Genomic DNA, 23,838 nt, shown 5'->3' on the forward strand with positions numbered 1-23,838 from the left:
GCGCTCTTTGCCTTTTTGGTCGATTTAGCTTATGACCTCGAGGGACTACCCGGCGGAGCTGGACAATTAGAAAAGCGGAAGGGGCTTGCACTGGGGCGACAAGCATAAGATGAATGGGCCGAGAAGGCCGTTTTTTGCCTTCTTGGACCATTTAGCTTATGACCTCGAGCCCCAAGCCCCTGGAGCTGGACAAAAGAAAAGCGGAGCCGGGTTGGGCAGGCCCGACGAGCATAACCTAAAAAGGCTGTCCCCTAATCCAGGGAACAGCCTTCTTATCCACCTCACGTATTCAGATTCTTATGCAGTATTTTAACTGGGATGAGCGTAGTGAGTAAGAGGAGTGCAGACCATGTGAAAACCATTGAAACACTCATGACTTCCAGGAGAAGTCCGACCCCCACTGACGATAAGCCGAACAAGAGAGTGGTTAATGCCCCTTGTGCAGCATAAATCTTCCCGAGCTCCTCAGGTGGCGCACTCTCCTGTAGATACGTCTGCAGCACAACATTCTTAATCTGATCAAACAACCCGAACACAAACGACAAGATAAGTGCCATCACGGCAATTTTATTCCAGGCAAATACAAGGGTGACACCTGAAGTGACGATCATACAGTAGGGGAGCCACTTTTGCCGGTGTTTTGAAAAAATGCCATGCAGCTTAAATATGAGATACGAGGCAAGGACCAATCCGACAAAGAAGCTTGAGTTGATGAATCCCCACCACTCTTCACCCCGCTGAAGTAAGAGATCCACATACAAATAAAGAACAGCCGCGATCCAGACGGTCCCTGAAATCGACTCCAGCCCGTATATCCAAAAAACGGGAATCAGCCCTTTCCGACTTTTAACCTGTGACCATCCTTCCCCAAGCTCCTGCCACCAAATCTTGCGAACTTCAAGCGTGCTACTTGGAATGACCGGCAGCTTCAGCATAAAAAAGGTGCTGGCCAGGAACAAGAGGATCACCACAATAAAAAGATTCGTCGCATTCAGAACCGCTAAAAGCATTCCGCCCAATGCCCAGCTCGAAAATTGAATCGTCTGATCGACGGTAGAGAAAAAGCCATTCGCTCCCATCAGTTCTTCCCGCTTCACCAGGAAAGGCACATATGAGTTCCTCGCCGGGAGTGCCCAACCATCCAAAAATGAAATGATACTGGCGCAAACGAGATAGATCCACACATTTCCCATACCCAGTACCATCATTAGGAGGAACACGCATAAAAAAAAGGTCTTTCCCATTTGCGAATACGCGATTAAGCTCCTCATCTGTGTACGATTCAACAACAAAGGCGCTGCCATATTGCTGATGAATCGTGAAAAGGTGATGATTAAAGGAACAGCCGTCATGTAAATAGCAGAACCGGTTATGTTGTATACAAGGGAGATCAACCCTACGATATAGAAAACATCCCCCATATTGGCCAATGCCTGACCGAACCACAGATTTCTAAATGCATTGGAATGCATATCTCTTCCTCCCTTTATTTTAGTTTATATATAGGTAAGAAAAGAACAGCATCACATCGGAACAAAGATCCCCTTTCAGAATCAAAACGATTTATGTATGATTTCATTTTAGCAAATTGGTGGTGAATTTGCAGGTAATACTTTAGTTTATTGTACATATAGGTATGCGTGTGCAGGTTTTATGGGGAAATGGCCAGTCTCACCTATAAACAAAAAAAGCCTCCTTAATCAAAGAAGACTTCATCTGTTCCCGTTATTCCTTCACCGAGATGTTGAGTACCTTTTCATTGTCTAGATCGTGTACCACGATGACAACGACCTTTTTCTCTGCATTGTTTTCTTGCACGGTAAATTCAAAGGCATCAGATACTTTGTTCTCCGTCAATTTCTGACGTCCCTGGTACTGATAATCCTTTACAGGCTGCCCGGGATAGTCCTCTTTGATGACTGCTGTCGCAATGCGTCCAAACTTCTTGTAATCCGACTGCTCGGCATGCGCCAGATTTGAAAATACTAGAAAAAATACAGTTGATACTATCACGATTGCTTTCTTCATTTTCATCACCTCTGTTTACGTTTCATTACATAGGATGAATTAATCAGGCGTTTTTATTCACCCAATAGAAGGAAAACGAGCATTTGCAACAGTACCAACTTTTACAGAGAAATAATAACGGTTTTCTCCATACAATAGGAGTACCCCTTCAGAAGGAGGGAAACCAAGTGAACAAAGTCGATTACGATCGGGCCTTGTATTACACTCACCGATCAGAATGGGATAACCTGTTGATCCTTATGGTGAGAACGAAGGATGACCTTCTTTCAAAAAGAATTGAACATTTCTTACATGCGTATCATTTTTCAAATGATTACACGGTTGTAGAGCGTAATCTCTATACGCTTTTACGATATATCGAACATGCAAACTTCACCTATAGTGTCGAGCAACCACTCCAGGAAACCTTTGCAGAGATGTAACAAAAAGAGAATTCCACCTGGCTGATCCAATTAGTATGCGCTATTGGATCAGCTTTTATTTATTTCCAAAATTATTTTAGATACAATATCAAATAAAAAAACCGGCAAAATGCCGATTTTTCATCAATGGGACGAAATTTCAGTTTTTACCAGTTCAGCCGCTTTGACATACACCTTTAGTTCCCTCATCAGGTCATCCACTAACTTTGCTGGTTCCTCTAATAGCCCACCACTTTCATAATCAAAGCAGTGGGGATCAAGAACAAGCTGTTTCGGAATGACATTTGCATACACTCCCCGACCGACGATACGAAGATTATTCAAGCAGTTGATACCGCCTTTCCCTCCGCCTGCACATGCAAGTAGCGCAACAGGTTTATGGGCGAATTGCTCACTGCTTAAGAAATCGAGTGCGTTTTTGAGTGCTCCGCTCATACCGCTGTGATATTCCGGGGAAGCTAAAATGACGGCGTCCGCATCTTTCACTTTTTGCTTAAGTGACTGAACGGCTGTAACCTTAGATTGCTCTTGTTCTCCCGTGTACAGTGGAAGAGAGCCATCACTTAAGTCAATAAAATCACAGTCATATGTCCTTGCAATGAATCTTGACGCAATTCCAGTACGTCCTCGTTTTCTCGGGCTTCCGTTAATAATTACGATGTTCATGATATAAAAATCCTTTCCAGATTAATTTTTTGTCAACTGATGCTTCACGGCATAGAGTGCCGCTTGTGTCCGGTCTGACACTTCCAGCTTGGAAAAAATGTTCGAAATATGGGTCTTGACGGTTTTTTCCGTAATATAGAGGCTTGAAGCAATCTCTTTATTACTCTTCCCTTTCGTCAGCTCAATCAAAACATCCTTCTCCCGTTTGGTCAGTTCATGAATTTTATGTGGAGGGTCTTGCTTTGTAATCCTCGTCAGTAAATGATTGGTTGCTTTCGGGTGAAGAGAATTTTCACCCGATAGGAGTTTTCGGATTCCACTCACTAATTCATCGGGTTCAATGTCCTTTAACTGATATCCAGCCGCTCCTGCTTCTATAGCGGGAATCACGTGATTCTGGTCGGAAAAGCTCGTCAGTATCAGAATTTGAATGTCCGGATACTTCTTTTTGATTTCCCTGGTCGCCTGGATCCCGTCCATGACCGGCATCATCAGATCCATTAGAATGATGTCGGGTTTCAAGGTTCCAGCCATTCGGACGGCCTCTTGCCCATCCTTCGCTTCACCGACAATATCCAAGTCCTTTTGTGTTTTCAAAAAGAAAACCAATCCTCTCCGCACGACGTGGTGATCATCTGCTATCAATACTCTAATCATTTACCCGGCACCTCCTAATACGGTAATTGAACCTGTATGACGGTTCCCCTTCCAAGCTGACTGTCGATTGTCAACGTACCACCAATGCTTTTCACACGTTCTTTCATACTTTGGATCCCTACTGAAGGCAGGGACTGCTTTCCATCATATTGAAATCCGTATCCTCTATCTTCAATCGCCAGATGAATGGATTGCAACTCACTTTTCAATGTATAGAGGATGTGTTTCTCCCCGGAATGCTTTTTACAATTATTCAGTGCTTCCTGACTCACACGCCACAGCACTTCTTCTATTTTAGAACTTAAAGAAATGACTCCTTCCACTTTCGTTTCCAAGGTTAATCCAAGCATCTCTGCGTATCCTTTGGCCGCTTCTACAACTCCATTCTCAAGTCCATGGGGTCGCAATTGCCAGATGAGGGCCCTCATTTCCGATAATGCTTCCTGAGCCATCCCTTGAATCGTTTTGAACGTATCCTTTACTTCTTCATCTTCGGTCATTTCTGTACCTCCCCTTGCCGTCAGCGTAAGGGAGAATAACAATTGATTGACCGAATCATGAAGATCTCTGGCCAGCCGGTTCCTTTCTCCGATCAATGCCACTTCCTGCTCTTTTTTCGTGAGCAGAATGCGCTTGATGGCGGATCCGATTTGGAAGGCAACCGATTCAAGAAGCGCCAGTTCGTCTGTTGTGAAGTGGGTCTTGTTCGGTGCTGCCACATTCAATAACCCAAAGGACTCATCCCCGGACTGCAGGGGGACCGTCGCATGATGCGTAATATCATCTGTATCTTCACTGTTCTCTTCGATGGCCAGCTCGATCCGCTGACATTCAATAATATTGGACGCCTTGGTGAGTTTACCTTTGCGAAATCGATTTACACACCAGCACCCACCCTTTTTCATCGGCTCACATTTACGGTCTGAGAGGGATTCCGGCAGATTCTCATAAGAAACAAGCTCGTGGCTGCCTTCTTTTTCAATGAAAAAGATCCACCCTGTTGTAAAGCTTGAACCCCTGATCAGCTTCTTCAATGCACCTGAAAGCATGGAATCAAGGTCTGTTTCGTTATTCAGCAACTCGGCTATTTCTTTCAAAAGTCCGATATTTGAAAGGGATTCAGCATTCATATTCATCTTCCTCTCCGATCCTATATTACTATTATATAGATTTCACATAAATCCGGTATTATCAAAAAGAATGATACTATTCTACGACCTTTGACCGAAAACACATGTTCTCATCACAATCCAAAAAACAAGAGATGCAGGAACACATCTCTTGTTTTAGAAAGATAAAAAGGTTTACGCCTTCCCTACAGACGAACGGATCATCGTCTCGACTTTCGCCATGATGGCATCTTGCAGAGCTTGTAATTTATCATCGCTTTCGCTTTCGGTCTCACCGATCACGCTGAAATAGAACTTGATCTTCGGCTCGGTTCCTGATGGACGGAGACAAATCCAAGATCCATCTTCAAGATGATATTTCAACACATTGGAAGAAGGCAGATGAATGGAGGTTTCCTCCCCGGATACCAAATCCACTTTCTTACTTATTTTGTAGTCCTCTGAAGAAACCACACGTAAGCCTGCCACTTCTTTCAACGGTTCATTCCTGAAGTCCTTCAGGATCCCCTGAATTTGTTCGGCCCCTTCTTTTCCTTTAAGGGTCAGACTCTTCAGTCCTTCCTGGTAGAATCCGTGTTTTTCGAATAAATCATGCAAGACATTGTATAGCGTTTTGCCCTCTTTTTTATAATATGCAGCCGCTTCTGCTGCCATCAATACTGCTTGAATGGCATCCTTATCACGGGCGAAGTCGCCGATTAGGTAACCATAGCTCTCTTCATATCCGAATAAGAATGAATACTCACCTGTCTGTTCGTATTGCTTGATTTTTTCACCGATGAATTTAAAACCAGTCAGTACATCCTCGACTGAAGCACCATAATGCTCAGCGACTTTACGACCCAATTCGGATGTCACGATGGTTTTGAATACCCGGCCGTTCTCAGGGATCATGTTCTTTTCCTGTTTGCGGCCAAGGATATAATCCAGGAGGATGGCACCTGTCTGGTTTCCGGTAAGGAGGATATACTCGCCTGTTTCCCCTTTTACCGCTACACCTAACCGGTCTGCATCGGGATCTGTCGCAATCAGGATATCCGCGTCGATTTCCTTCCCGTCACGGATGCTGTATTCAAATGCCGCTTTATCTTCAGGGTTCGGAGACTTCACTGTTGTAAACTCAGGATCAGGGACTGCCTGTTCCCTTACAATGTGAACTTGCTCATACCCTAATGCCTTCAACCCTTTTTCTGCCATCTTCAAGGCAGTGCCATGCAGTGGGGAGAATACGATTTTCAAATCGGTTTCCTTGGCGACCTGAGGCTTCTCGGAAATCGAAATCAAATGTTCCAGGTAGGATTGGTCGATGTCTTCCCCGATCATTTTAATCAGGCCGGCTGATTTTAATTCTTCTTCGGTCTGAACATGGATTTCAAGTTCGTTTTCAACGGCGTTCACTTTTTCGATCACTGCATCCGCTACATGTGGAGGAAGTTGAGCACCATCTTCCCCGTACACTTTATACCCATTGTATTCAGGCGGATTATGGCTGGCAGTCACCACGATACCGGAGAAGGCCTTTAGCTGCCGGAGGGCAAATGAAAGCTCCGGTGTCGGTTTCAATTCATCGAAGACATATGTTTGGATTCCGTGGGTTGCCAGGGTCTTCGCTGACTCCATGGCAAATTCAGGTGATTTATAACGGGAGTCGTAAGCGATTACAACTCCTCGGTTTTTAGCCTCTTCACCTTGCTCTTCTATGTATCGCGCCAGTCCTTCAGAGGCTTTTCTGACTGTATAGATGTTCATTCGATTGGTTCCGGGACCGATTTCTCCCCTCATTCCACCAGTACCGAATTCCAGGTTTTTGTAGAATGCGTCTTCCAAGGTCTTTTCGTCGTCTTTCATTGACTCTAAAAGTTCATTGACTTCTTTGTCCAGATGTAAGTAGCTGCTCCATTTTCCCCATGATGTTTTCCAACTCAAAACGATCCCCTCCTAATGCTGTATAATAATGAATTCTATCATATATTGTAGAATTCCTTCTAAAACAATCCGTCACATGTCGACAAGATTCGTTTAATCCTTATTTTAGCATAATTTCTCTCATTGGAATTTGTCTTTTTTCTTTTTGAAAAAAGGTTAATATATACCAATAGGATTTAGATCACGTGGTATACCGCTGCCCGATTTCCGTGCAAGACTTCGCTTTCCTCGGGCGGAAGGCAAGCCTCCTCGTCGCTGTCGCTCCTGCGGGGTCTCACCTATTCCGCTTTTCCCGTAGGAGTCTTCGTCTTGCACTCCAATCAACAGCTGGAACCTGCTAAATAAAATAATCATATTGTCACAAAAACTATGAAAAATCCGAACGAATTCGAATTTCATTAACGAAATTCAAGAACCGTTCGGATTTTCTATGCTAACAATATTCATTCGTTTTGGATTACTTCTTATAGTTCACTCCATAGACATCATGGCGTCGGTCTTTGAGCTGGCGGACGGTGCCTGATTGGCGCTGGCGGCGGAGGACTTCTAGGTCGACGTCTCCGATCATGACCATTTCGATGTTCGGGTTGGTTTCGCCTACGATTCCGTCACGTGCGAATTCAAAGTCGGACGGGGCAAAGATGCCGGACTGGGCATATTGGATGTCCATATTTTCCGTTTGTGGAAGATTACCGACCGTACCGGAAATGACTGTATAGATCTGATTCTCGACAGCACGGGCCTGGGCACAGTATCTGACGCGAAGGTAGCCTTGACGATCCTCTGTACAGAATGGGGTGAAGATGATCTTCGCCCCTTTGTCTGTAGCGATACGGGCAAGCTCGGGGAATTCAATATCATAGCATATTTGAATCGCGATCTTCCCGCAATCCGTATCGAAGACCCTAACAGAATCCCCGGGGCTGATTCCCCACCATTTTCGTTCATTCGGTGTGATATGAACTTTGTATTGCTTTTCGATCGTCCCATCGCGGCGGAAAAGATAGGCAATATTGTAGATCTCATCGTTTTCTTCCTTGACGAAATGTGATCCCCCGATGATGTTGACGTTGTACCTGACAGCAAGGTCCGTGAATAATTCAATGTAGTCCTCTGTGAAATCGGTCAACCTTCTCACTGCAAGGCTCGGTGACTGAATGTTAAGGAATGACATGAGCTGGGTGGTGAAAATCTCAGGGAACACCACGAAATCTGATTTCGCATCGGAAGCCACATCGGTGAAATACTCCACCTGGTTCGCAAACTCTTCAAAGGAGTTGATTTTCCGCATCATATATTGAACGACACAGATCCGGACTGGATAGCTCGTTTTGAAGTGACGTTTGCTGGATGGACGATAGTCGACATTGTTCCATTCCATCAGTGTTGCATATTTATGGGACCGCTTATCATCTGGCAGGTAGTTCGGATTGATCCTCATCAGGGTGAATCCGTTCAGAAGCTGGAACGAAAGCACGGGATCGTAAATCTTATGACGTCCCACTGAATCCACATACTCCCTTGGAGACATTTCATCAGAATGTTTATGATAATTCGGGATTCGTCCCCCGATGATGATACTCTTTAAATTCCACTGTCTCGCAAGGTCCTTTCTTGCTTCATACAAACGGTGACCTACCTTCATGCGACGGTAATCCGGATGCACCATCACTTCGATCCCGTACAGGTTATAGCCATCGGGATTGTGATTCGTTATGTAACCATTATCCGTTACATCATCCCATGTATGGCGGTCGTCATATTCATCAAAGTTAATGATCAGACTCGAGCATGATGCGATGATTTCCCCATCTAATTCTGCTACGAGCTGACCTTCCGGAAACACTTCCAAGTGACTTTCCAGATGCTCCACTTTCCATGGGTCCATCCCTGGAAAGCAGACAGACTGCATATTGATAATATCCTTAATGTCCTTATGTTCCATTGGACGAATGATCATTTTCTTTTCGAACTGTGATAAGTCCAGTTTTTCTGCCATCTATGATCTACTCCTTCATGAAATACCTGAATTATATACCCTTATAGTGCACTGTTGAAACGAAGTTCATGACAGTCCATTCTTTTATTTTAGCAAAGGGGTGAGGATTTTTTGAAGAAATATGAATTTTCCTTTATATGTTTTTGAAAAGCCAGTAGTGGTGGATTTCCGCTCCAGGTGCTCGCTTTCCGCGGGGCGTGAGTTGAGCCTCCTCGGGCTGAAGCCCTGCGGGGTCTCAACTGTCTAGCTCCGGCGGCTAGCCCCTCGAGGTCATAAGCTAAATGGTCCAAGAAGGCAAAGAGCGCCTTCTTAGGCCCATTTAGCATATGCTTGTCGGGGCTGTGCGAGCCGCCTGCGCTTTTCGTGCTTTCCCGCTTTTCCCGCAGGAGTCGAGCACCTTCCGCTTCAATCAACTTGGTTATCATTTTTCCACAGATTTAAGAACACCCAATCATAAAGATGCTGCCCTTCATACTATCCTTTAAAATAATACACGGTCGCTTCCCAAGGGTTTAATGTAAATGCATCTTTTTCATGCTTATCTTCGTTTGTTATGAGGATTTCAGCTTGATTGATATCAAATGAAGCGACGTTTTCGATGACTTGCTCTTCTCCTGACACATTGCAAAGGACGAGGATCTTTTGATTCCCATGTGTTCTTGTATAGGCATATACGGATGGGTGATCTGCATAATGAAGCTCGAATAATCCGTATGGAATGATGTCATGCTTTTTGCGGATGGCTATTAATTTTTGGTAGTAGTAGAAAATGGATTCCGGATCGTTTAAGGCTTTTTCGGCATTGATTTCTTTGTAGTTCGGGTTACTTGCGATCCAAGGTTCTCCTTCTGTGAATCCACCGTGTTCCGTTCCGTCCCACTGCATAGGAGTCCTTGCGTTGTCTCTTCCTTTTACGTAAATGGATTTCATGATTTCTTCCGGATCCATACCCTGGGCTATTTTTTCCCGGTACATGTTCAACGTTTCGATATCCTTGTATTCATCAATAGAAGAGAAACGGACATTCGTCATACCAAGCTCTTCCCCTTGATAAATATAAGGCGTCCCCTGCATCATATGGAGGAGGGTCGCAAGTATCTTCGCAGACTTCACTCGATACTCCCCGTCTTGCCCAAGTCTTGAGACGACTCTTGGCTGATCGTGGTTATTCCAATACAAACTGTTCCAACCCTTACCGTGTAGTTCGGTTTGCCATTTAGTAAGGATTGATTTCAGTTTCACTAGATCGAATGGAACGACATCCCATTTCCCTCCTGGACCCGAATCGACATCCATATGCTCAAACTGGAATACCATATTCACTTCATTGCGGTCTTCCCCTGTATAAAGTACGGCTTCCTCCGGTGTCACACCCGGCATCTCACCAACCGTCATCGCCTCATAGTGAGAGAGAACCTCTTGATTCATTTCCTGAAGAAATTCATGAATGCGGGGACCGTTCATAAAGTACTCATGACCGGAAGCATACGGTTTGCCTTCAGGGTTCGGCGCATCTGGCAATGTTGGCACTTTCGAGATAAAGTTGATGACGTCCATACGGAAACCATCGATTCCTTTATCCAGCCAGAATGTCATCAGGTCATAGATTTCCCGGCGCAACTTCGGATTTTCCCAGTTCAGATCCGGCTGCTTTTTCGAGAAGAGATGTAAGAAATACTCTTCTGTCGCCTCATCATATTCCCAGGCAGAACCGCTAAAGACAGATTCCCAGTTATTCGGCTCTTTACCGTCTTTTTCTTCACGCCATATATAATAATCACGATATGGATTATCCTTTGATTTCCTCGATTCCACAAACCAGCCGTGCTCATCGGAAGAGTGATTCACCACAAGATCCATCACAAGTTTCATACCACGGTTATGCATTTCTCCAAGCATTTCTTCCCAATCAGCCATCGTGCCGAACTCATCCATGATTTTTTTATAGTCGCTAATATCATATCCATTATCATCATTCGGGGATTCGTAGACAGGAGATAACCATATCACATCAATGCCCAGTTTTTTTAAATAATCCAATTTAGAAATGATTCCTTTGATATCCCCGACTCCATCACCATTGCTATCCATGAAACTCCGAGGGTAAATTTGATAGACGACCGATTCTTTCCACCATTGTTTTGTCATATGTGTTCCTCCTGTAAGATCTGTCAGTATCAAGCGAACGCTTTTTTGCAACCGTTTGCACAAATCGTTAAAAAAATATCACATTTCTTCATAAAGTTTTCTCATTTTACTTTTATAATAATATCATACTATAATTTGATAGAATATACGTAGAAAGGAATTCTATATGAATAAAAAAGCAGATTCTCTGTTATTCCTAGCTTGGGCTTCTTCTCTGATCGCCACGATGGGGAGTTTATATTTCTCTGAAATCATGAAATATGAGCCATGCGAATTATGCTGGTATCAGCGTATTTTGATGTACCCGATGGTGATTTTATTAGGAGTGGCTTATGTACGCAAAGATTTTAAAGCGACATTATATTCTACGATTTTTTCCGGCATCGGCCTTCTCATTTCCATTTATCACTACTCTATTCAGAAAGTTTCGATCTTAACTGAAAATGCCCCTGCCTGCGGACGTGTTCCTTGTACAGGTGAATACATCAACCTGTTCGGTTTTATCACGATTCCGTTCCTTGCACTCATGGGGTTCATCATCATCTTCATTTCAAGTGTTATCGTATTAAAAGCCATAAAGGAGGAAAACTAGATTGAAGAAAATCATCATATTCCTGGTGGCGATCGTGGGACTATTCGCAGCTATCGCCATTGTCACTAGCGTCCAGAACAATCAAAAAGCCGAGGGGAATAAATTCAATAAGGCAAAACTGGATCCTGCGACCGTTGAACTGCTGGATGATCCGAACTATCAAAATGTCATCCTTCCCGAAGAGCTGGAAGAGAAATTAAAAAACAAAAAGAATGCGACCGTATACTTTTACAGCTCAACTTGTATTCATTGTAAAAGAACGACACCTACCCTCGCACCTCTTGCCGAAGATATGGGAGTCGACATGGTTCAGTACAATCTGCTTGAATTCGAACAGGGCTGGGATCAATACGGAATCGAAGCCACCCCTACACTCGTTCATTACGAGAATGGAAAAGAAGTGGCGAGAATCGTAGGAGAACATCCTAAAGAAGATTTCAAATCATTTTTTGAAGAGAACGTAAAATCAGAATAAAAAAAGAGGGGCTGACTTTTCCACGAGTCAGCCCCTTTCAAGTGAGGAGGAATTTCAAGATGAAGATACGTTGTATCTTCAGGATTAACTTATTACTTGCTATTTTCCCCTCACGTGAACCTTTCAAACATGTAAATGCGAATTTTCTAAAGTATCTAACTATTAAGAACGTGATACAGCTTATACAAGCAGCTGGTTATCCGCTCTCGAGTAAATGCTAAGATTATGTTTGCAGTCCGATTCAGCCGTAAATTGATCATACGATAAAGGGAAGAACATGCCAAAGCTTTGAAGGATCCCGGCATTGTGGTAGAACATATCTTCATATACGTCTTCTTTTAAGCCGCTTTCAACGATCGAAATCAGCGTTTGCAGGCTTGAGATGACCTGAAATGCTTCCTTAAGTGTCCCGAAATATTCAAAGTTTCTCGTCGTCGTATGTAATACTTGCATATCATCGAATTGTTCGATTTCATCATCTGTGAAATAATCAGGGAAAATAGTACAATACATGTACTGTATAAGCTCTTGGATTTTGTCTTCCTGTTCATGTGTTGATGCTAGTAAAACTTTCACCATCATAACCCACCTTCGTAATGGTTGTAATCTCTCTGTAATAGATATATTAAGGATAACATAGAAGTAGAACCAACAGCGTGGTAATTATACCCATGAATTGGGTTGAATAGGGGCTATGGTAGGATGAAATACCCATAAGAGTATAAGATTTTTGTCATTTAAAGGAGTTTTTTGATGAAAACAAGGAAAATAGGCGAACGATTCGACCTAGTCATTCCAGGTAATTGGAAAAATGTAACGATTGAAACAATTCTTAGAAACCACTGGCAGGCCCCTAAGAAACTGGTTCATTCCATGAGGATGGAAGGTGATGTCAAAGTGAACGGAGAGTCGACTTCATGGACTGCCCCCCTCTCACAAGGGGATATTCTACAGATCCGATTATTCAAGGAGGTCGAATATGATGTTCCCCCCACCTACGGGGAGCTGGACGTATTATTTGAAGATGAACATCTGATTGTCGTCAACAAACCGGCCGGTATCGATACTCATCCGAATACTCCTGATGAAACGGATACCCTCGCCAACCTTGTCGCGTTCCATCATCTGGCCCAAGGGGAAAGCTGTCGCATCTTGCATATCCATCGGTTGGATCGGGATACGTCCGGCGCGATCATCTTCGCCAAGCATCCGTTAAGTAAAGCGATCCTTGACCGGCTTCTTGCCGAAAGACAAATCAAGCGTACCTATCATGCCCTCGTTCACGGTCGATTAAAGCAGAAAAAAGGCACCATTTCAGAACCGATCGGGAGAGACCGTCATCACAATACGAGAAGAAGGGTTTCGCCTTCCGGTCAGGATGCAGTCACCCATTATAAAGTAATGGAAGTCAGGAATCCCTATACACTCATTGAAGTACAGCTTGATACCGGCCGAACACACCAAATCCGTGTACATATGAGTCACATCGGTCACCCTCTGGCTGGCGACACATTATATGGGGGAAAACCGGTATTCACCAGGCAGGCACTGCATGCAGCCCGAATTTCGTTCCCTCATCCGCTGACGGGGGAACGGATTGAATGTGAGGCTGAATGCGAAGACGATATCGGTCTGTAAGAATATAAAAAAACACGAGTCACGCTCCTTCATGCGTGACTCGTGTTTTTTATATTCTTTATTTCAATCCATTTTTCACCGCTTCAGCGATTTGGATTGTACGGCGGGTTTGGTGTTTCACGGCAGGTTCTACGGATTCGACCATATTGCCTTCCTGATCGACCGTTACACTCGTACCGTATGGATTCCCTCCAGTTGCAAAGCTTGATTGGTCTGTGTATCCAGGTGCGGCGATGATGGCACCCCAGTGCATCATGGTTGTGTACAAAGCCAGAACCGTTTGCTCCTGTCCACCGTGTGAGTTGCTTGCAGATGATGTGGCGCTCACTACTTTGTTGGCCAGTTTTCCATTGAACCAAAGGCCTCCAGTCGTATCAAGAAACGCTTTGACCTGAGAAGGTACATTTCCGAATCTGGTTGGGACATTGAATAGATAAGCGTCTGCCCATTCCAGATCATCAAGGGTTGCTACAGGGACCGTATCTTTTGTTTCTTTATAGTGCTTTTCCCATGCCGGGTTGGAAGCAATCGCTCCTTCTGGTGCAGTCTCTTCAAAACGAAGTAATTTCACTTCTGCCCCTGCTTCTTTCGCAGCTTCTTCAGCCCATTTCGCCATCTGATAGTTTGTTCCAGTTGAACTGTAATACATGATTGCCAATTTTACATTAGACATAAAACCTCTCCTTTAAATATGTTTTTTATATAGTAAATGGGTGAAACACAGATTCAGGTTGCATGTAAATCCATTAACCAAATAATAGTGCATCTATTGAAAAGCTCCCTGCTCCGACCAAGGCTACCCCAAGTGCCACAACAATGAGCATCACATTATATTCTGTACCATTTTGTGTCGCCCAATAACCGTTTGCACCGTGAACCTTCACGATTGCGACAATCATTGTGCCAATGATGAGTAGTGCTCCTAATGGCGTAAGGAAGCCTGCGGCAAACAATAATCCACCCGCTACTTCGGATATCCCTGCAAGTAACGCCATCGTTCTTCCCGGCTTGATTCCAATGGACTCAAAGAAGCCTCCAGTGCCCTGTACACCCTGACCTCCGAACCAGCCAAATAATTTCTGTGTTCCGTGAGCAGCGAATGTCAATCCCACTACTAAACGAATAACCAATAAACCGAACGCAGCTAAAGCTGTCATCTTTTTTCCTCCTTCATATTTTCCCTTCGAGAGTTACCTTCAAACATTTCAAATTCAATTATTCTTACGTCAATTATCTCGAATATGAGATATATAATTAAAAAAAAGACAAGTTATCTCGAATATGATTATTTTGATTTCGAGATAATTGTATAATATTCTTCTCCACTCTGTCAATATCTATTTTCAACATTTATTGAAATGGGTTGGAGTAAGAAAAAAGAGGTCCGTCCCTTTTCTTGAGGGACGGACCTCTTTCGAAATATCGATTAAAAATCGAAGTTGTCTGGATCTGGACCAAAACGTTCGTCCAAATTCAGTTGGTTGATTTGATTCATTTCTTCCAGTGAAAGCTCGAAGTTGAACAGATCTGCATTTTCTTTGATGCGGTTTTCATGAACTGACTTTGGAATGATGATGACATCATTCTGAAGGTGCCAGCGCAGAATCACCTGTGCAGCAGACTTTTCATGCTTATCTGCAATGTGGTTTAATGTAGGTTCATCCAATACACGCCCTTGAGCGATCGGTGACCACGCTTCGACTGCGATATTGTGTGAAGCACAGAATTCTCGTATTTTCTCCTGGTTCAGACGGGGATGTAACTCGATTTGATTTAATACAGGCTTTTCATTGCCATTTTTCATTAAATCTTCAAGATGATGCTGATGGAAGTTACTTACACCGATTGATTTGATCAATCCTTCGCCATGGAGTCTCTCCATTGCTTTCCATGTATCATTGTACTTTCCTTCTGCCGGCCAGTGAATGAGATACATGTCCAGGTAATCCATCTCCAGCTTCTTCAGGCTCGTTTCAAATGCCTTTAAAGTCGTATCGTAGCCTTGATCACTATTCCACACTTTCGAAGTGATGAACAGGTCTTCTCTCGCTACTCCACCTTCTTTCACCCCTTGTCCTACGCTTTCTTCATTGTCGTAGATCGCGGCGGTATCGATGGAACGGTATCCGGACTGAATCGCTGCTCGAACAGCCTGGACCGTTTCAGACGGATCTTTCATTTGGTAAACTCCTAAACCGACATACGGAATTTCGATCCCGTTATGTAGCGTTTTCGTACTCTGTAAGTTTTTCAACATATTGCATCCCTCCTGATTTATTATTTTACAAACTTAAACGACAGAAAGCTAATTTTATGATTCCTTAGTATTCAATGATAATAAATAGGTCCGTCCCTCGGTTTAGAGGGACGGACCTATTCTTCTACTTTGACTACCGGCCGATAAATTGTTCTCTTTTCTTCCCTACGAACGCAAGCTTATGAAGGGGTCGTGTCATGGCAACGTACTGCAGCTTGATGTCGAGTTCGTTATCCGGGTTGAAGGACTCTTCCACCGCAGCGATGATCACCACGTCAAACTCGAGTCCTTTCGAGAGATAGGAAGGAACGACCACAATCTGATCTTTCGGGATCGATTCCTGTTCTTCCAACAGCTTTACCTTCCCGGGCTGCCTATCTTGAAGGATTTCGCTTATTTTCACACAGTCCTTCATGCTTTTTCCGATGACGGCGAAGGTTTGGAATCCTTCTTTCCGTCCTACATCCACTTTCTTCTCGATGAAGGAAGCGAGTTCATCCACTTCCACATACTCATCAAAGCTCGGAGAATCTCCGTGTCGCACCACCGGATTCACTTTCGGAAAATCATAGGGCAGGAGACTAAGCAGTTTATTCGCTTCCTCCATGATTTCAATCGTCGTACGGTAGCTTTTTTGAAGCTCAGTGTACGTCGCCCTCGGAAAGATGTCCCGGTAAACCGGTTCCCAGGACTGAAGGCCCCGGTATGAGTGGACCCCTTGAGCGAGATCCCCGACCAGTGTGAACATGTCGGTCTCAAGTGCCCTCTTCAATGAATAGAGCTGCATATAACTATAATCCTGTGCTTCATCTATGACGATGTTTTTTGCTTTGTGAAATTTATCGATTCCGAACAAATGGGATTGCAAGTATAGGAGAATGGCCAAGTCCTCTACTTCATACTGCTTTTTCTTTGCATATTTCAACGTGTACTGACAGAGCTGTTCCGCCTGTCTCCCGCTGAGCTCCCCCTTCGAGTAGGAAGCAAGGCGAACGGGATCCGAGAACAACTCAATGAAATATTGATGCAGATTCTTCTTTTCAAACTGCTTCATGTATCCATTGACACTTGTACGTATTGCTTTCTTGATCTCGTCCACACGCTCTGTTTTCTTATCCAGTGCTTTCGAGACATATTCCTTTCGATTCCCTGCCTTGGAACGTTCAAAGAGTGCGGTTTCAATCCGCTCATCAAAGAATTTCTCGACCTTCGCAACCATTTGCTTCTTGTTCGAGCGGACATAGCTTTGAAGGAGTGACTTCAGCTTTTCCATCCTGCGATAGATTGGCATATACGTATATTCCTCTTTGAAAAGATGAGTGAATCTTTTGGCGGTATAGAGCTTGTATTTATCCACATAGAAGTCCTTTGATGTATAAAAGCGCTGTTCGACTTCTTCTATATAATGCTCGAGAATTCTCCTGAATGCTTTAGACCCTTTGAATCCAGATATCCATGATGCGGTCTCTATCTTTTCATCATGGGTCTCGATCAGCTGAATGAGCTTGTTATCTTCTACAATAGTAAGCTTCTTCTCTAAGCAGGTCATAACATAATCCGTAAATGTCGTTTGCCTTACCCGTTCCACCCCCAGTTCCGGCAGCGCTTCTGAAATATAGTCGATGAACAAATTACTCGGGGCCAGAATCATCAGTTGTCTCGGATCAAAGTGCTGTTTGTAGTTATAAATAAAATAAGAAATCCGATGAAGGGCAATGGTTGTTTTCCCACTTCCCGCCGCCCCCTGTACAATGATCGGCTTGTTCAGGTCGGCCCGGATGATCCGGTTCTGTTCCTCCTGGATGGTGGAGATGATTTCAGTCAGCCGGTTGCTGGAGCTTTTGGCTAATGAATCCTGAAGCAGTTCATCGGTGGTCGTTAAGTCAATATCGCGAATTTCTTCCAAGCATCCATCCTCGATCATGTATTGCCGCTTCAGGGACAAATCACCTTCGTATGTTTCACCTTCCACCTCGTATGAGACATCGCCGATCCTTCCTTCGTAGTACAGGTTGGCGATAGGGGATCTCCAGTCGACGATGATTTGCTCCTGATTTTCACGCTGATACAAGGAGGTCTTCCCGATATAATGCTTCTCAACCTTGCCGGAGCCCTCATGTTGAAAATCAATCCGGGCAAAGTACGGTTTCGTCTTTGCTTTGGTCAGGGACTCCAATTCTTCTTTGGACATCTCAAAAAAGCTTGAGTTCGTCAAGATATCGATGTAGGCGGCACTCGACTCTCCCCAATCAATATCTCCAAAAGCTTTTTCCATGTTTTCCTTATACTTTTCCTTACTCGTCTGGGATGTACTGATGACCACATCAATATAGCGCTTCGTAAACTCTAAGCGTTCTGATTCACTTGAAAAATCGGGATGAATAGTTGATTCCTTCGTCATACATTTCTCCTTCCAAATGTTTTAGCCGCAATGGAGAAAAAACGTCCTGCCACTTCCACCAAGGTAACGACTCTCAGTGGGGAAAACGTTTATAACGAAAAGCGGAGGCGGCTCGATCTGGCCCGACAAGCATAAGATGAGTCTGGCGAAGGCGTTTTTTGCCTTCTTGAGAGACTCATCTTATGACCTCGAGGGCCTAGCCGCCGGAGCTAGACACTATAAAGACATATCGAAATCTGTAAAAATTATGTAGGCGTTTGGGAGCAGAAATATATATTATCAGATAATTCAGGAATAAACAAGTAAAAAAACCCTCCACCTAATCAGATGAAGGGTCCTTCAGTTTATCCACAGGGAACACAATCCGGAAACTAGTGCCCTTACCCACTCGACTCTCCACGGTAATGACACCCCTCATGGCTTCGATGATCCGGTAAGAAACCATCAGTCCGAGGCCCGTTCCCTTTTCCTTCGTAGAGAAATAAGGTTCGCCGAGTCTCTCTTGTTGATCCGGTGTCATTCCGACTCCGGTGTCAGTGATGGAAATGCATACGGTCCCTTTTTGAATCTTCGAAAGGATTGTGAGCGTACCTCCATTGGGCATGGATTCGATGGCGTTTTTGATGATGTTGAGAAAGGCCTGTTGGAAACTGCGGGTGTTCCCAACGATGGAGGCATCCTCGATCTGTTTATGTACTAGCACCGATTGTTGATTGCTCAAGGGTTCAACCATGTCGGTGAGCTTATGAAGCTGCTCTGAAATGGAGATGTTCTCCACTTGATCCGGATCCGGTTTGGCAAATGTGAGATAATCGTTGATGATTTCTTCTGCCCGGTTCAGTTCGGATGAAGCGATCGTTAGATATTGTTCCCTTTTTCCTACAGGAAGATTTTCCTGATGGAGCAGCCTCAGGAAACCTTTGATCACCGTCAAAGGATTTTTCACCTCATGGGAAATGCCGGCGGCCAGCTGAGCGAGCACTTCCATCTTTTCTATTTTCACGAGTGCTTGTTTGACTTGAATCTGTTTCAGCAACGTCTCACATATGTACGTCAGGATCAGCATGCCCAAGGAAGGGAGAAAAATAAAATTTATCAGATAGCTTTCGTCGATCACAAACACAGTCATTGCCTTCGCAATAAGAGCTGCTGCGATGGAATGAATCGTAAAAAGCACCACTGAGAATATGATCTTCTTCCTGCTTGATAACCGGTTGAAATTGAACCATTTCACCCCGATGATCGTCAAGAGGTAGATCACGGCATAAATCACGAGTGCTACCATACTCCAACTGTAGATCATCGTCCTGGATACCAATAAGACAGCGAGCAATGCGAGACCTGTAAATGGACCGCCATACAGAATGCCGAGAACAAACGGGATCATCCTCAGATCGTGGACACAGTATGGGTTATTGTATATGGGGGAGAGCATGCACAGAATAATGGCGATGCTTAAAGAAACAAGGGTTGCTAACCTTGTATACCAACCGTGTATCATCTTTTTTTCAACAAGGAAAAAAATTAAAAAAATACTCAAAATGATATAAAAGAAATTATTAATGACTTCCTGATTAAAAATAATCATCCTTATCCTTTGACCTTTCACGGAAATTGTCTTCTTTATAAAAATTCTACCATACTAATCCCTATATCGTTACAATTATATATGTAGCCTTACATAAGAGAACTCTCCTGTACACCTACAGGAGAGTCATCACCTTACACCGTTTTCAATTGTTCACCAAGATATTTTGCCAGCTTAAGCATTCCGTATTGTCCGGACTTCGCCTCGGCATCTTTATTGTAATTCGTATTCGTGTTCACGTCATACGTGTAGATGTTGCCTTCTTTGTCCTGGATAAATTCAATCCCGGCAATATCGATTTGATTCGCATGCAAAAATGCTTCATATGATGTCAGGATGTCATGTGAAAAGTTCTCCCTGATCTGAAATTTAGGCTTGTCTTCCTGTTCCCCTACAGGACAGAATAGATCATCTACTTGACATACATCAGCAGGACATAACTCGAATCCTTCCGATGTATCCACCTTCACTGCATACATGAACTTACCACCTATGAATTCGCAGCGTGTAATCGATGCATCGGGTGCTTCAATGTACTCCTGTATGAGTGTCGTGCCGTCTAACGGTTCTTCAAAGTTGTCACTGTACACATAATTCTTCAATGCTTCCACAGATTGGAACAACTGAACTCCCAAACCTTTTCCTGCACGATTATGCTTCGTGATAAAGGATGGTTTATCAAGCTTTTCAGCAGCTTCGATTATCTGTTCTTTCCCAACTGCTGCAATGGTTTCCGGTGTCTTGATGCCTGCAGCATTCAAGGCCATATACTGATTCACTTTACTTACTTCCAAGCGAAGGGCACGGCTTCCATTCAGGACTTTCCGTTCGTTCCGCTCTAACCAGGATAGAACGCTTTCCGTCAATTCCGGTGCAAAACGATGGTTTCGCGTATGCGACGAGGCACTGATTCGATTATAGAAAATACCTTCCGGAGGCTTTGATGATAACTCGACGAGTCCACGATCAAGGAACCATTCCTCATAAGGCAATTGGAGCTCATCAAGCCTGGACGTTAAATGATTGGTCCATTCACTGTTTTCATGAATGATATGAATTTTTTTCATGGTCATTACCCCATTTGTTCGTAAGATTTTAAAATAAAGTCTTGCAACACAAAGTAATCCTACTATAAAAGTAGGATTTAGGCAATGATCATGGATTCACTTTGACTTACGATTCGTCCTCATTTGAATTTTCATGCCGCTTTTCGTCAGGAGGTCACGGACTTTGACAGGTGCCTCTAGCCGCACACTCCTAAAATCGTCCTTCAGGATGTCTCGGATTTCCTGCAGGACTTCAAAATTGTTCGTCCGATTCACCTTAGAAGCCTGATCACTGACAGTTAAGCGATTCACCAGTTTAATCATGAGAAAAATACTCGTGGCAATAAGAATAAGGTCAACCAATGAGCCAAGGAACTTCCCCAATCCAATCACCCCTGTCTTATCTGAGGATGCTTCACTAGTTTAAGATATGGTGAAAAGGAGTGAGTTATGAAGACTATAAAATTTCTTATAAAAGATATCTTCCTACGATTGCGATTAACACAATACATGCGACAACCCCCATCAGGATGACGAGTCTCTTTTCTTCCTTGTTCCCCTGCATTGTTTTCCCTCCCTCTTATGAGTTTCACAACTTAGACGCTTCCACGTTCAAACAATTTTGTATTCAATATGACCGGATCAGGATGTTTATTTTCCAGAAATAGTTTAAATGCTTCTTCCCCTACTTTTCTTATCGGTACTTCAAAAGATGTGATATCGAGGGCATCGGCAAGGGGATGGTTATCAAAACTGAGGATCGCCAGGTCATCTGGAATCCTAATTGATCTTTTTCCCGCCTCTGCGACCATCCCCGCAGATACTTGATCGCTCGTCACGATAAGGGCGGAGGGCTTTTCTTCCATGTGTTCCCATGCACTCAACACATCCCGCCCGTCTTGAAGATCGTAGCAGTCATTGAATATCCACTCGTCACGTACGGGATGGCCGGCAGCCTCTGCGCTGTCGAAGAATCCCCGGATCCGCTCTTCGCTATTCGTCCCAAATGTCCTGTGCAAACACAACCCGATTCGCGAGTGCCCTTTAGAATAAAGATAATCAAGCCCACTGCGAATCCCTTGATAATGATCAATGAACACCTTTTTATAAGTGGGGTCATACACGTTTTCACAAAAAACCACATTAGGATTGATAAATGAAGCAAGAGCATCCAGAGAATTGGAGCGTGACGTCAGGATCAATCCATCGACTTCCTTCATCTGAAGTCGATGAAAGGCATCCAGTTCAGCCCCCCTGTCATAATCCGTCTGAAAAAGCTGGAGGTGATAACCATGTTTTAACGCTTCCCCTGCTATGCCTTGAAGAATCTCACCGAAGTAAGGGAGATTCAAATAGGGTAGGATCACTCCGATACTATAGGTTTTCCCTTTTGATAAATGGACGGCATTCGCGTTCTTTATATAGTTTAACTGCTCCACAGCATCAAGGACCTTTCTGCGCTTCTCTTCTTTCACATAAGGATGATCATTCAATACCCTCGAAACGGTTGATACAGAAACTCCTGCAAGCTTCGCAATACTTCTAATATTTGTCATACCCATACCCCTCAAGTAACCATATTCCAATCAAAAATATCTCTTCAAAAAACGCTTGCTCTGAAACGCGTTTCACACTTTAAAGTAAATCATGCAAGGATCCAATGGCTATTTCATTCCCAAAACATGATAAGGAGGCTATACTATGCTCGGCATTTTATCCTTACCCATTCTCTGTGCCATCATCATCGGCGGAAGTTACGCTGCATTAAAGCCCATCCATTTTCACACTCCCTACGATCATGATGATCCCTTTGAGAACATCTACAACTCTAAGCTCCTTTAGTTCATACGAGGCTTAGACATAACTAAATCCATTTCCCTTAAAGACGAAAATTAGTTAGGATCACTTGTTACACCGCTATTGATTTCCGTGCAAGACTTCGCTTTCCTCGGGCGGAAAGCGAGCACCTGCCGCGGAAATCAACCACTACTCGCTACAGCCAAAAGCAACAGTATTTACGTAAATAGCCGTATGATAATACTGAACCATTTTCTTTTATATTCAAAACATCCACCGCGGATCGTTCTTTCACACATCCTAAAACTTCATTCCTTGACGCAAACTATAACGTCGGTTATATTGTTCGTATTGCTTTGTGACTTACAAAAAGTAAGTAACTCACAAATATATACCACATTATAACATTTCTTCATACATCAAGGAGGCATACTCATGGATAATTTCTTTCAAATCGTCGACGAACGCCGCTCCACGAAAGTATACGACCCTCACGTGGAAATCCCCCGTGAGGAATTAGTCAGCCTGCTCGAAGCGGCTGGGAAAGCTCCATCTGCCTGGAATCTGCAGCAATGGAAATTCCTTGTATTTGACCATAAAGAAGTACAGGAACGCTTACTTCCGATCGCCTATCACCAGCAGCAGGTACATGATGCTTCTGCTGTCGTGGCTATACTTGGTGATCTCGAAGCCAATAAGAACATCGATCCCGTCTTTGATCCTGCGATTGAAAAAGGCGAAATGACGGCAGAAATCAAAGAGGTCCTTAAGAAACAAATCGAAGGCGCGTACAGTCGTGAGGAATACCCGCGGGACGCTGCATTCAGCAATGCGTCACTCGCTGCCATGCAATTCATGCTTGCCGCGAAAGCGAAGGGCTGGGACACTTGTCCGATCGGTGGATTCAATCCGGCTGCCCTTTTAAGCGAATTCAATGTATCTGAGCGTTATCTTCCCATCATGCTGATCACAATCGGAAAACCGCTTCAAAAAGCACGAAAGACTGATCGCCTGGATATCCGAAACTTAATTGATTGGGCAGAATAAGACGATGAAAAAGCCACTGCC

General features: G+C 43.8%; 22 protein-coding genes and 1 pseudogene. 6 read left to right on the top strand and 17 right to left on the bottom strand.

All coding sequences use genetic code 11. From position 1 onward, the window contains the following. Window positions 1-281: 281 nt before the first annotated feature. The gene (locus ACSQ2E_RS16205) at window positions 282-1,472 is read right to left on the bottom strand and encodes an MFS transporter (protein WP_435992176.1); all 1,191 of its coding nucleotides are present in this window, start codon (window positions 1,470-1,472) and stop codon (window positions 282-284) included. Between the two features lie 253 nt (window positions 1,473-1,725). Continuing rightward, a complete protein-coding gene (locus ACSQ2E_RS16210) occupies window positions 1,726-2,028 on the bottom strand; it encodes a DUF3889 domain-containing protein (RefSeq protein WP_435992178.1) in 303 nt (100 codons plus the stop codon). Between the two features lie 167 nt (window positions 2,029-2,195). Here ACSQ2E_RS16210 and ACSQ2E_RS16215 point away from each other — a divergent pair, with 167 nt between their 5' ends. After that, window positions 2,196-2,450, top strand: a complete 255-nt coding sequence (locus tag ACSQ2E_RS16215; RefSeq protein ID WP_034763164.1) for a YhdB family protein — start codon at window positions 2,196-2,198, stop codon at window positions 2,448-2,450. 123 nt (window positions 2,451-2,573) lie between these two features. On the opposite strand, the gene ACSQ2E_RS16220 is transcribed toward ACSQ2E_RS16215, so the two are convergent. The 6 genes from ACSQ2E_RS16220 to ACSQ2E_RS16245 form a co-directional block, all read right to left on the bottom strand. After that, complete coding sequence (locus tag ACSQ2E_RS16220) at window positions 2,574-3,116, bottom strand: NADPH-dependent FMN reductase (RefSeq protein ID WP_435992180.1); 543 nt, start codon at window positions 3,114-3,116, stop codon at window positions 2,574-2,576. Window positions 3,117-3,137: 21 nt separating this feature from the next. Continuing rightward, a complete protein-coding gene (locus tag ACSQ2E_RS16225) occupies window positions 3,138-3,773 on the bottom strand; it encodes a response regulator (protein WP_435992182.1) in 636 nt (211 codons plus the stop codon). Window positions 3,774-3,787: 14 nt separating this feature from the next. Next, window positions 3,788-4,903, bottom strand: a complete 1,116-nt coding sequence (locus ACSQ2E_RS16230) for a GAF domain-containing sensor histidine kinase (RefSeq protein WP_435992184.1) — start codon at window positions 4,901-4,903, stop codon at window positions 3,788-3,790. A 174-nt stretch (window positions 4,904-5,077) separates the two neighbouring features. Then, window positions 5,078-6,829: a phospho-sugar mutase gene (locus ACSQ2E_RS16235; protein ID WP_435992186.1), complete on the bottom strand. Its 1,752-nt coding sequence runs from the start codon at window positions 6,827-6,829 to the stop codon at window positions 5,078-5,080. Window positions 6,830-7,286: 457 nt separating this feature from the next. Further along, on the bottom strand, window positions 7,287-8,828 hold the full coding sequence (locus ACSQ2E_RS16240) for a GNAT family N-acetyltransferase (protein WP_435992188.1): 1,542 nt from the start codon (window positions 8,826-8,828) through the stop codon (window positions 7,287-7,289). 474 nt (window positions 8,829-9,302) lie between these two features. Then, window positions 9,303-10,976 (bottom strand): glycoside hydrolase family 13 protein, encoded by a 1,674-nt coding sequence (locus ACSQ2E_RS16245; RefSeq protein WP_435992190.1) that lies wholly within the window; start codon window positions 10,974-10,976, stop codon window positions 9,303-9,305. 166 nt (window positions 10,977-11,142) lie between these two features. Here ACSQ2E_RS16245 and ACSQ2E_RS16250 point away from each other — a divergent pair, with 166 nt between their 5' ends. Together ACSQ2E_RS16250 and ACSQ2E_RS16255 are read left to right on the top strand one after the other, a co-directional pair. Further along, on the top strand, window positions 11,143-11,568 hold the full coding sequence (locus ACSQ2E_RS16250) for a disulfide oxidoreductase (protein ID WP_435992193.1): 426 nt from the start codon (window positions 11,143-11,145) through the stop codon (window positions 11,566-11,568). Window position 11,569: 1 nt separating this feature from the next. Then, window positions 11,570-12,043 (top strand): thioredoxin family protein, encoded by a 474-nt coding sequence (locus tag ACSQ2E_RS16255; RefSeq protein WP_435992195.1) that lies wholly within the window; start codon window positions 11,570-11,572, stop codon window positions 12,041-12,043. Between the two features lie 180 nt (window positions 12,044-12,223). Here the strand turns inward: ACSQ2E_RS16255 and ACSQ2E_RS16260 are convergent, their stop codons facing one another. Next, on the bottom strand, window positions 12,224-12,625 hold the full coding sequence (locus ACSQ2E_RS16260; RefSeq protein ID WP_435992197.1) for a DUF5365 family protein: 402 nt from the start codon (window positions 12,623-12,625) through the stop codon (window positions 12,224-12,226). A gap of 171 nt (window positions 12,626-12,796) precedes the next feature. On the opposite strand from ACSQ2E_RS16260, the gene ACSQ2E_RS16265 reads away from it, so the two are divergent. Next, entirely contained in the window at window positions 12,797-13,681 is an 885-nt protein-coding gene (locus tag ACSQ2E_RS16265) for an RluA family pseudouridine synthase (RefSeq protein WP_435992199.1), read from the top strand. A gap of 58 nt (window positions 13,682-13,739) precedes the next feature. Here the strand turns inward: ACSQ2E_RS16265 and wrbA are convergent, their stop codons facing one another. The 8 genes and pseudogenes from wrbA to ACSQ2E_RS16305 form a co-directional block, all read right to left on the bottom strand. After that, entirely contained in the window at window positions 13,740-14,354 is a 615-nt protein-coding gene (wrbA, locus tag ACSQ2E_RS16270) for an NAD(P)H:quinone oxidoreductase (RefSeq protein ID WP_435992201.1), read from the bottom strand. Window positions 14,355-14,427: 73 nt separating this feature from the next. After that, entirely contained in the window at window positions 14,428-14,838 is a 411-nt protein-coding gene (locus ACSQ2E_RS16275; RefSeq protein WP_435992203.1) for a DoxX family protein, read from the bottom strand. A gap of 269 nt (window positions 14,839-15,107) precedes the next feature. Next, the gene (locus ACSQ2E_RS16280) at window positions 15,108-15,938 is read right to left on the bottom strand and encodes an aldo/keto reductase (RefSeq protein WP_435992205.1); all 831 of its coding nucleotides are present in this window, start codon (window positions 15,936-15,938) and stop codon (window positions 15,108-15,110) included. Between the two features lie 133 nt (window positions 15,939-16,071). After that, the gene (helD, locus tag ACSQ2E_RS16285) at window positions 16,072-18,339 is read right to left on the bottom strand and encodes an RNA polymerase recycling motor HelD (protein WP_435992207.1); all 2,268 of its coding nucleotides are present in this window, start codon (window positions 18,337-18,339) and stop codon (window positions 16,072-16,074) included. 319 nt (window positions 18,340-18,658) lie between these two features. Beyond that, window positions 18,659-19,840 carry an ATP-binding protein gene (locus tag ACSQ2E_RS16290; protein WP_435992209.1) on the bottom strand — a complete coding sequence of 394 codons (1,182 nt, stop codon included), beginning with the start codon at window positions 19,838-19,840 and terminating at the stop codon, window positions 18,659-18,661. Window positions 19,841-20,061: 221 nt separating this feature from the next. Further along, window positions 20,062-20,994 carry an ATP-grasp domain-containing protein gene (locus ACSQ2E_RS16295; RefSeq protein WP_435992211.1) on the bottom strand — a complete coding sequence of 311 codons (933 nt, stop codon included), beginning with the start codon at window positions 20,992-20,994 and terminating at the stop codon, window positions 20,062-20,064. Between the two features lie 96 nt (window positions 20,995-21,090). Next, window positions 21,091-21,369: pseudogene (locus ACSQ2E_RS16300) on the bottom strand (MscL family protein); the annotation flags it as partial. 200 nt (window positions 21,370-21,569) lie between these two features. Then, window positions 21,570-22,529: a LacI family DNA-binding transcriptional regulator gene (locus ACSQ2E_RS16305; RefSeq protein ID WP_435992213.1), complete on the bottom strand. Its 960-nt coding sequence runs from the start codon at window positions 22,527-22,529 to the stop codon at window positions 21,570-21,572. Window positions 22,530-22,674: 145 nt separating this feature from the next. Between ACSQ2E_RS16305 and ACSQ2E_RS16310 the strand changes: the two genes are divergently transcribed. Beyond that, window positions 22,675-22,815 carry a hypothetical protein gene (locus ACSQ2E_RS16310; protein ID WP_435992215.1) on the top strand — a complete coding sequence of 47 codons (141 nt, stop codon included), beginning with the start codon at window positions 22,675-22,677 and terminating at the stop codon, window positions 22,813-22,815. Between the two features lie 384 nt (window positions 22,816-23,199). After that, complete coding sequence (locus ACSQ2E_RS16315) at window positions 23,200-23,817, top strand: nitroreductase family protein (protein ID WP_435994592.1); 618 nt, start codon at window positions 23,200-23,202, stop codon at window positions 23,815-23,817. The last annotated feature ends 21 nt before the right edge of the window (window positions 23,818-23,838 follow it).

It is taken from the genome of Rossellomorea sp. LjRoot5 (assembly GCF_964253455.1).
GTDB lineage: Bacteria > Bacillota > Bacilli > Bacillales > Bacillaceae_B > Rossellomorea.

Bases quoted from the DNA above. Each gene is read 5' to 3' on its own strand.
- ACSQ2E_RS16265 (WP_435992199.1), top strand. From the start codon at position 12,797: ATGAAAACAAGGAAAATAGGCGAACGATTCGACCTAGTCATTCCAGGT.
- ACSQ2E_RS16275 (WP_435992203.1), bottom strand. From the start codon at position 14,838: ATGACAGCTTTAGCTGCGTTCGGTTTATTGGTTATTCGTTTAGTAGTG.
- ACSQ2E_RS16250 (WP_435992193.1), top strand. From the start codon at position 11,143: ATGAATAAAAAAGCAGATTCTCTGTTATTCCTAGCTTGGGCTTCTTCT.
- ACSQ2E_RS16290 (WP_435992209.1), bottom strand. From the start codon at position 19,840: ATGATACACGGTTGGTATACAAGGTTAGCAACCCTTGTTTCTTTAAGC.
- ACSQ2E_RS16240 (WP_435992188.1), bottom strand. From the start codon at position 8,828: ATGGCAGAAAAACTGGACTTATCACAGTTCGAAAAGAAAATGATCATT.
- helD (WP_435992207.1), bottom strand. From the start codon at position 18,339: ATGACGAAGGAATCAACTATTCATCCCGATTTTTCAAGTGAATCAGAA.
- ACSQ2E_RS16220 (WP_435992180.1), bottom strand. From the start codon at position 3,116: ATGAACATCGTAATTATTAACGGAAGCCCGAGAAAACGAGGACGTACT.
- ACSQ2E_RS16205 (WP_435992176.1), bottom strand. From the start codon at position 1,472: ATGCATTCCAATGCATTTAGAAATCTGTGGTTCGGTCAGGCATTGGCC.
- ACSQ2E_RS16260 (WP_435992197.1), bottom strand. From the start codon at position 12,625: ATGATGGTGAAAGTTTTACTAGCATCAACACATGAACAGGAAGACAAA.
- ACSQ2E_RS16305 (WP_435992213.1), bottom strand. From the start codon at position 22,529: ATGACAAATATTAGAAGTATTGCGAAGCTTGCAGGAGTTTCTGTATCA.
- ACSQ2E_RS16280 (WP_435992205.1), bottom strand. From the start codon at position 15,938: ATGTTGAAAAACTTACAGAGTACGAAAACGCTACATAACGGGATCGAA.
- ACSQ2E_RS16225 (WP_435992182.1), bottom strand. From the start codon at position 3,773: ATGATTAGAGTATTGATAGCAGATGATCACCACGTCGTGCGGAGAGGA.
- wrbA (WP_435992201.1), bottom strand. From the start codon at position 14,354: ATGTCTAATGTAAAATTGGCAATCATGTATTACAGTTCAACTGGAACA.
- ACSQ2E_RS16295 (WP_435992211.1), bottom strand. From the start codon at position 20,994: ATGAAAAAAATTCATATCATTCATGAAAACAGTGAATGGACCAATCAT.
- ACSQ2E_RS16310 (WP_435992215.1), top strand. From the start codon at position 22,675: ATGCTCGGCATTTTATCCTTACCCATTCTCTGTGCCATCATCATCGGC.
- ACSQ2E_RS16245 (WP_435992190.1), bottom strand. From the start codon at position 10,976: ATGACAAAACAATGGTGGAAAGAATCGGTCGTCTATCAAATTTACCCT.
- ACSQ2E_RS16210 (WP_435992178.1), bottom strand. From the start codon at position 2,028: ATGAAGAAAGCAATCGTGATAGTATCAACTGTATTTTTTCTAGTATTT.
- ACSQ2E_RS16230 (WP_435992184.1), bottom strand. From the start codon at position 4,903: ATGAATGCTGAATCCCTTTCAAATATCGGACTTTTGAAAGAAATAGCC.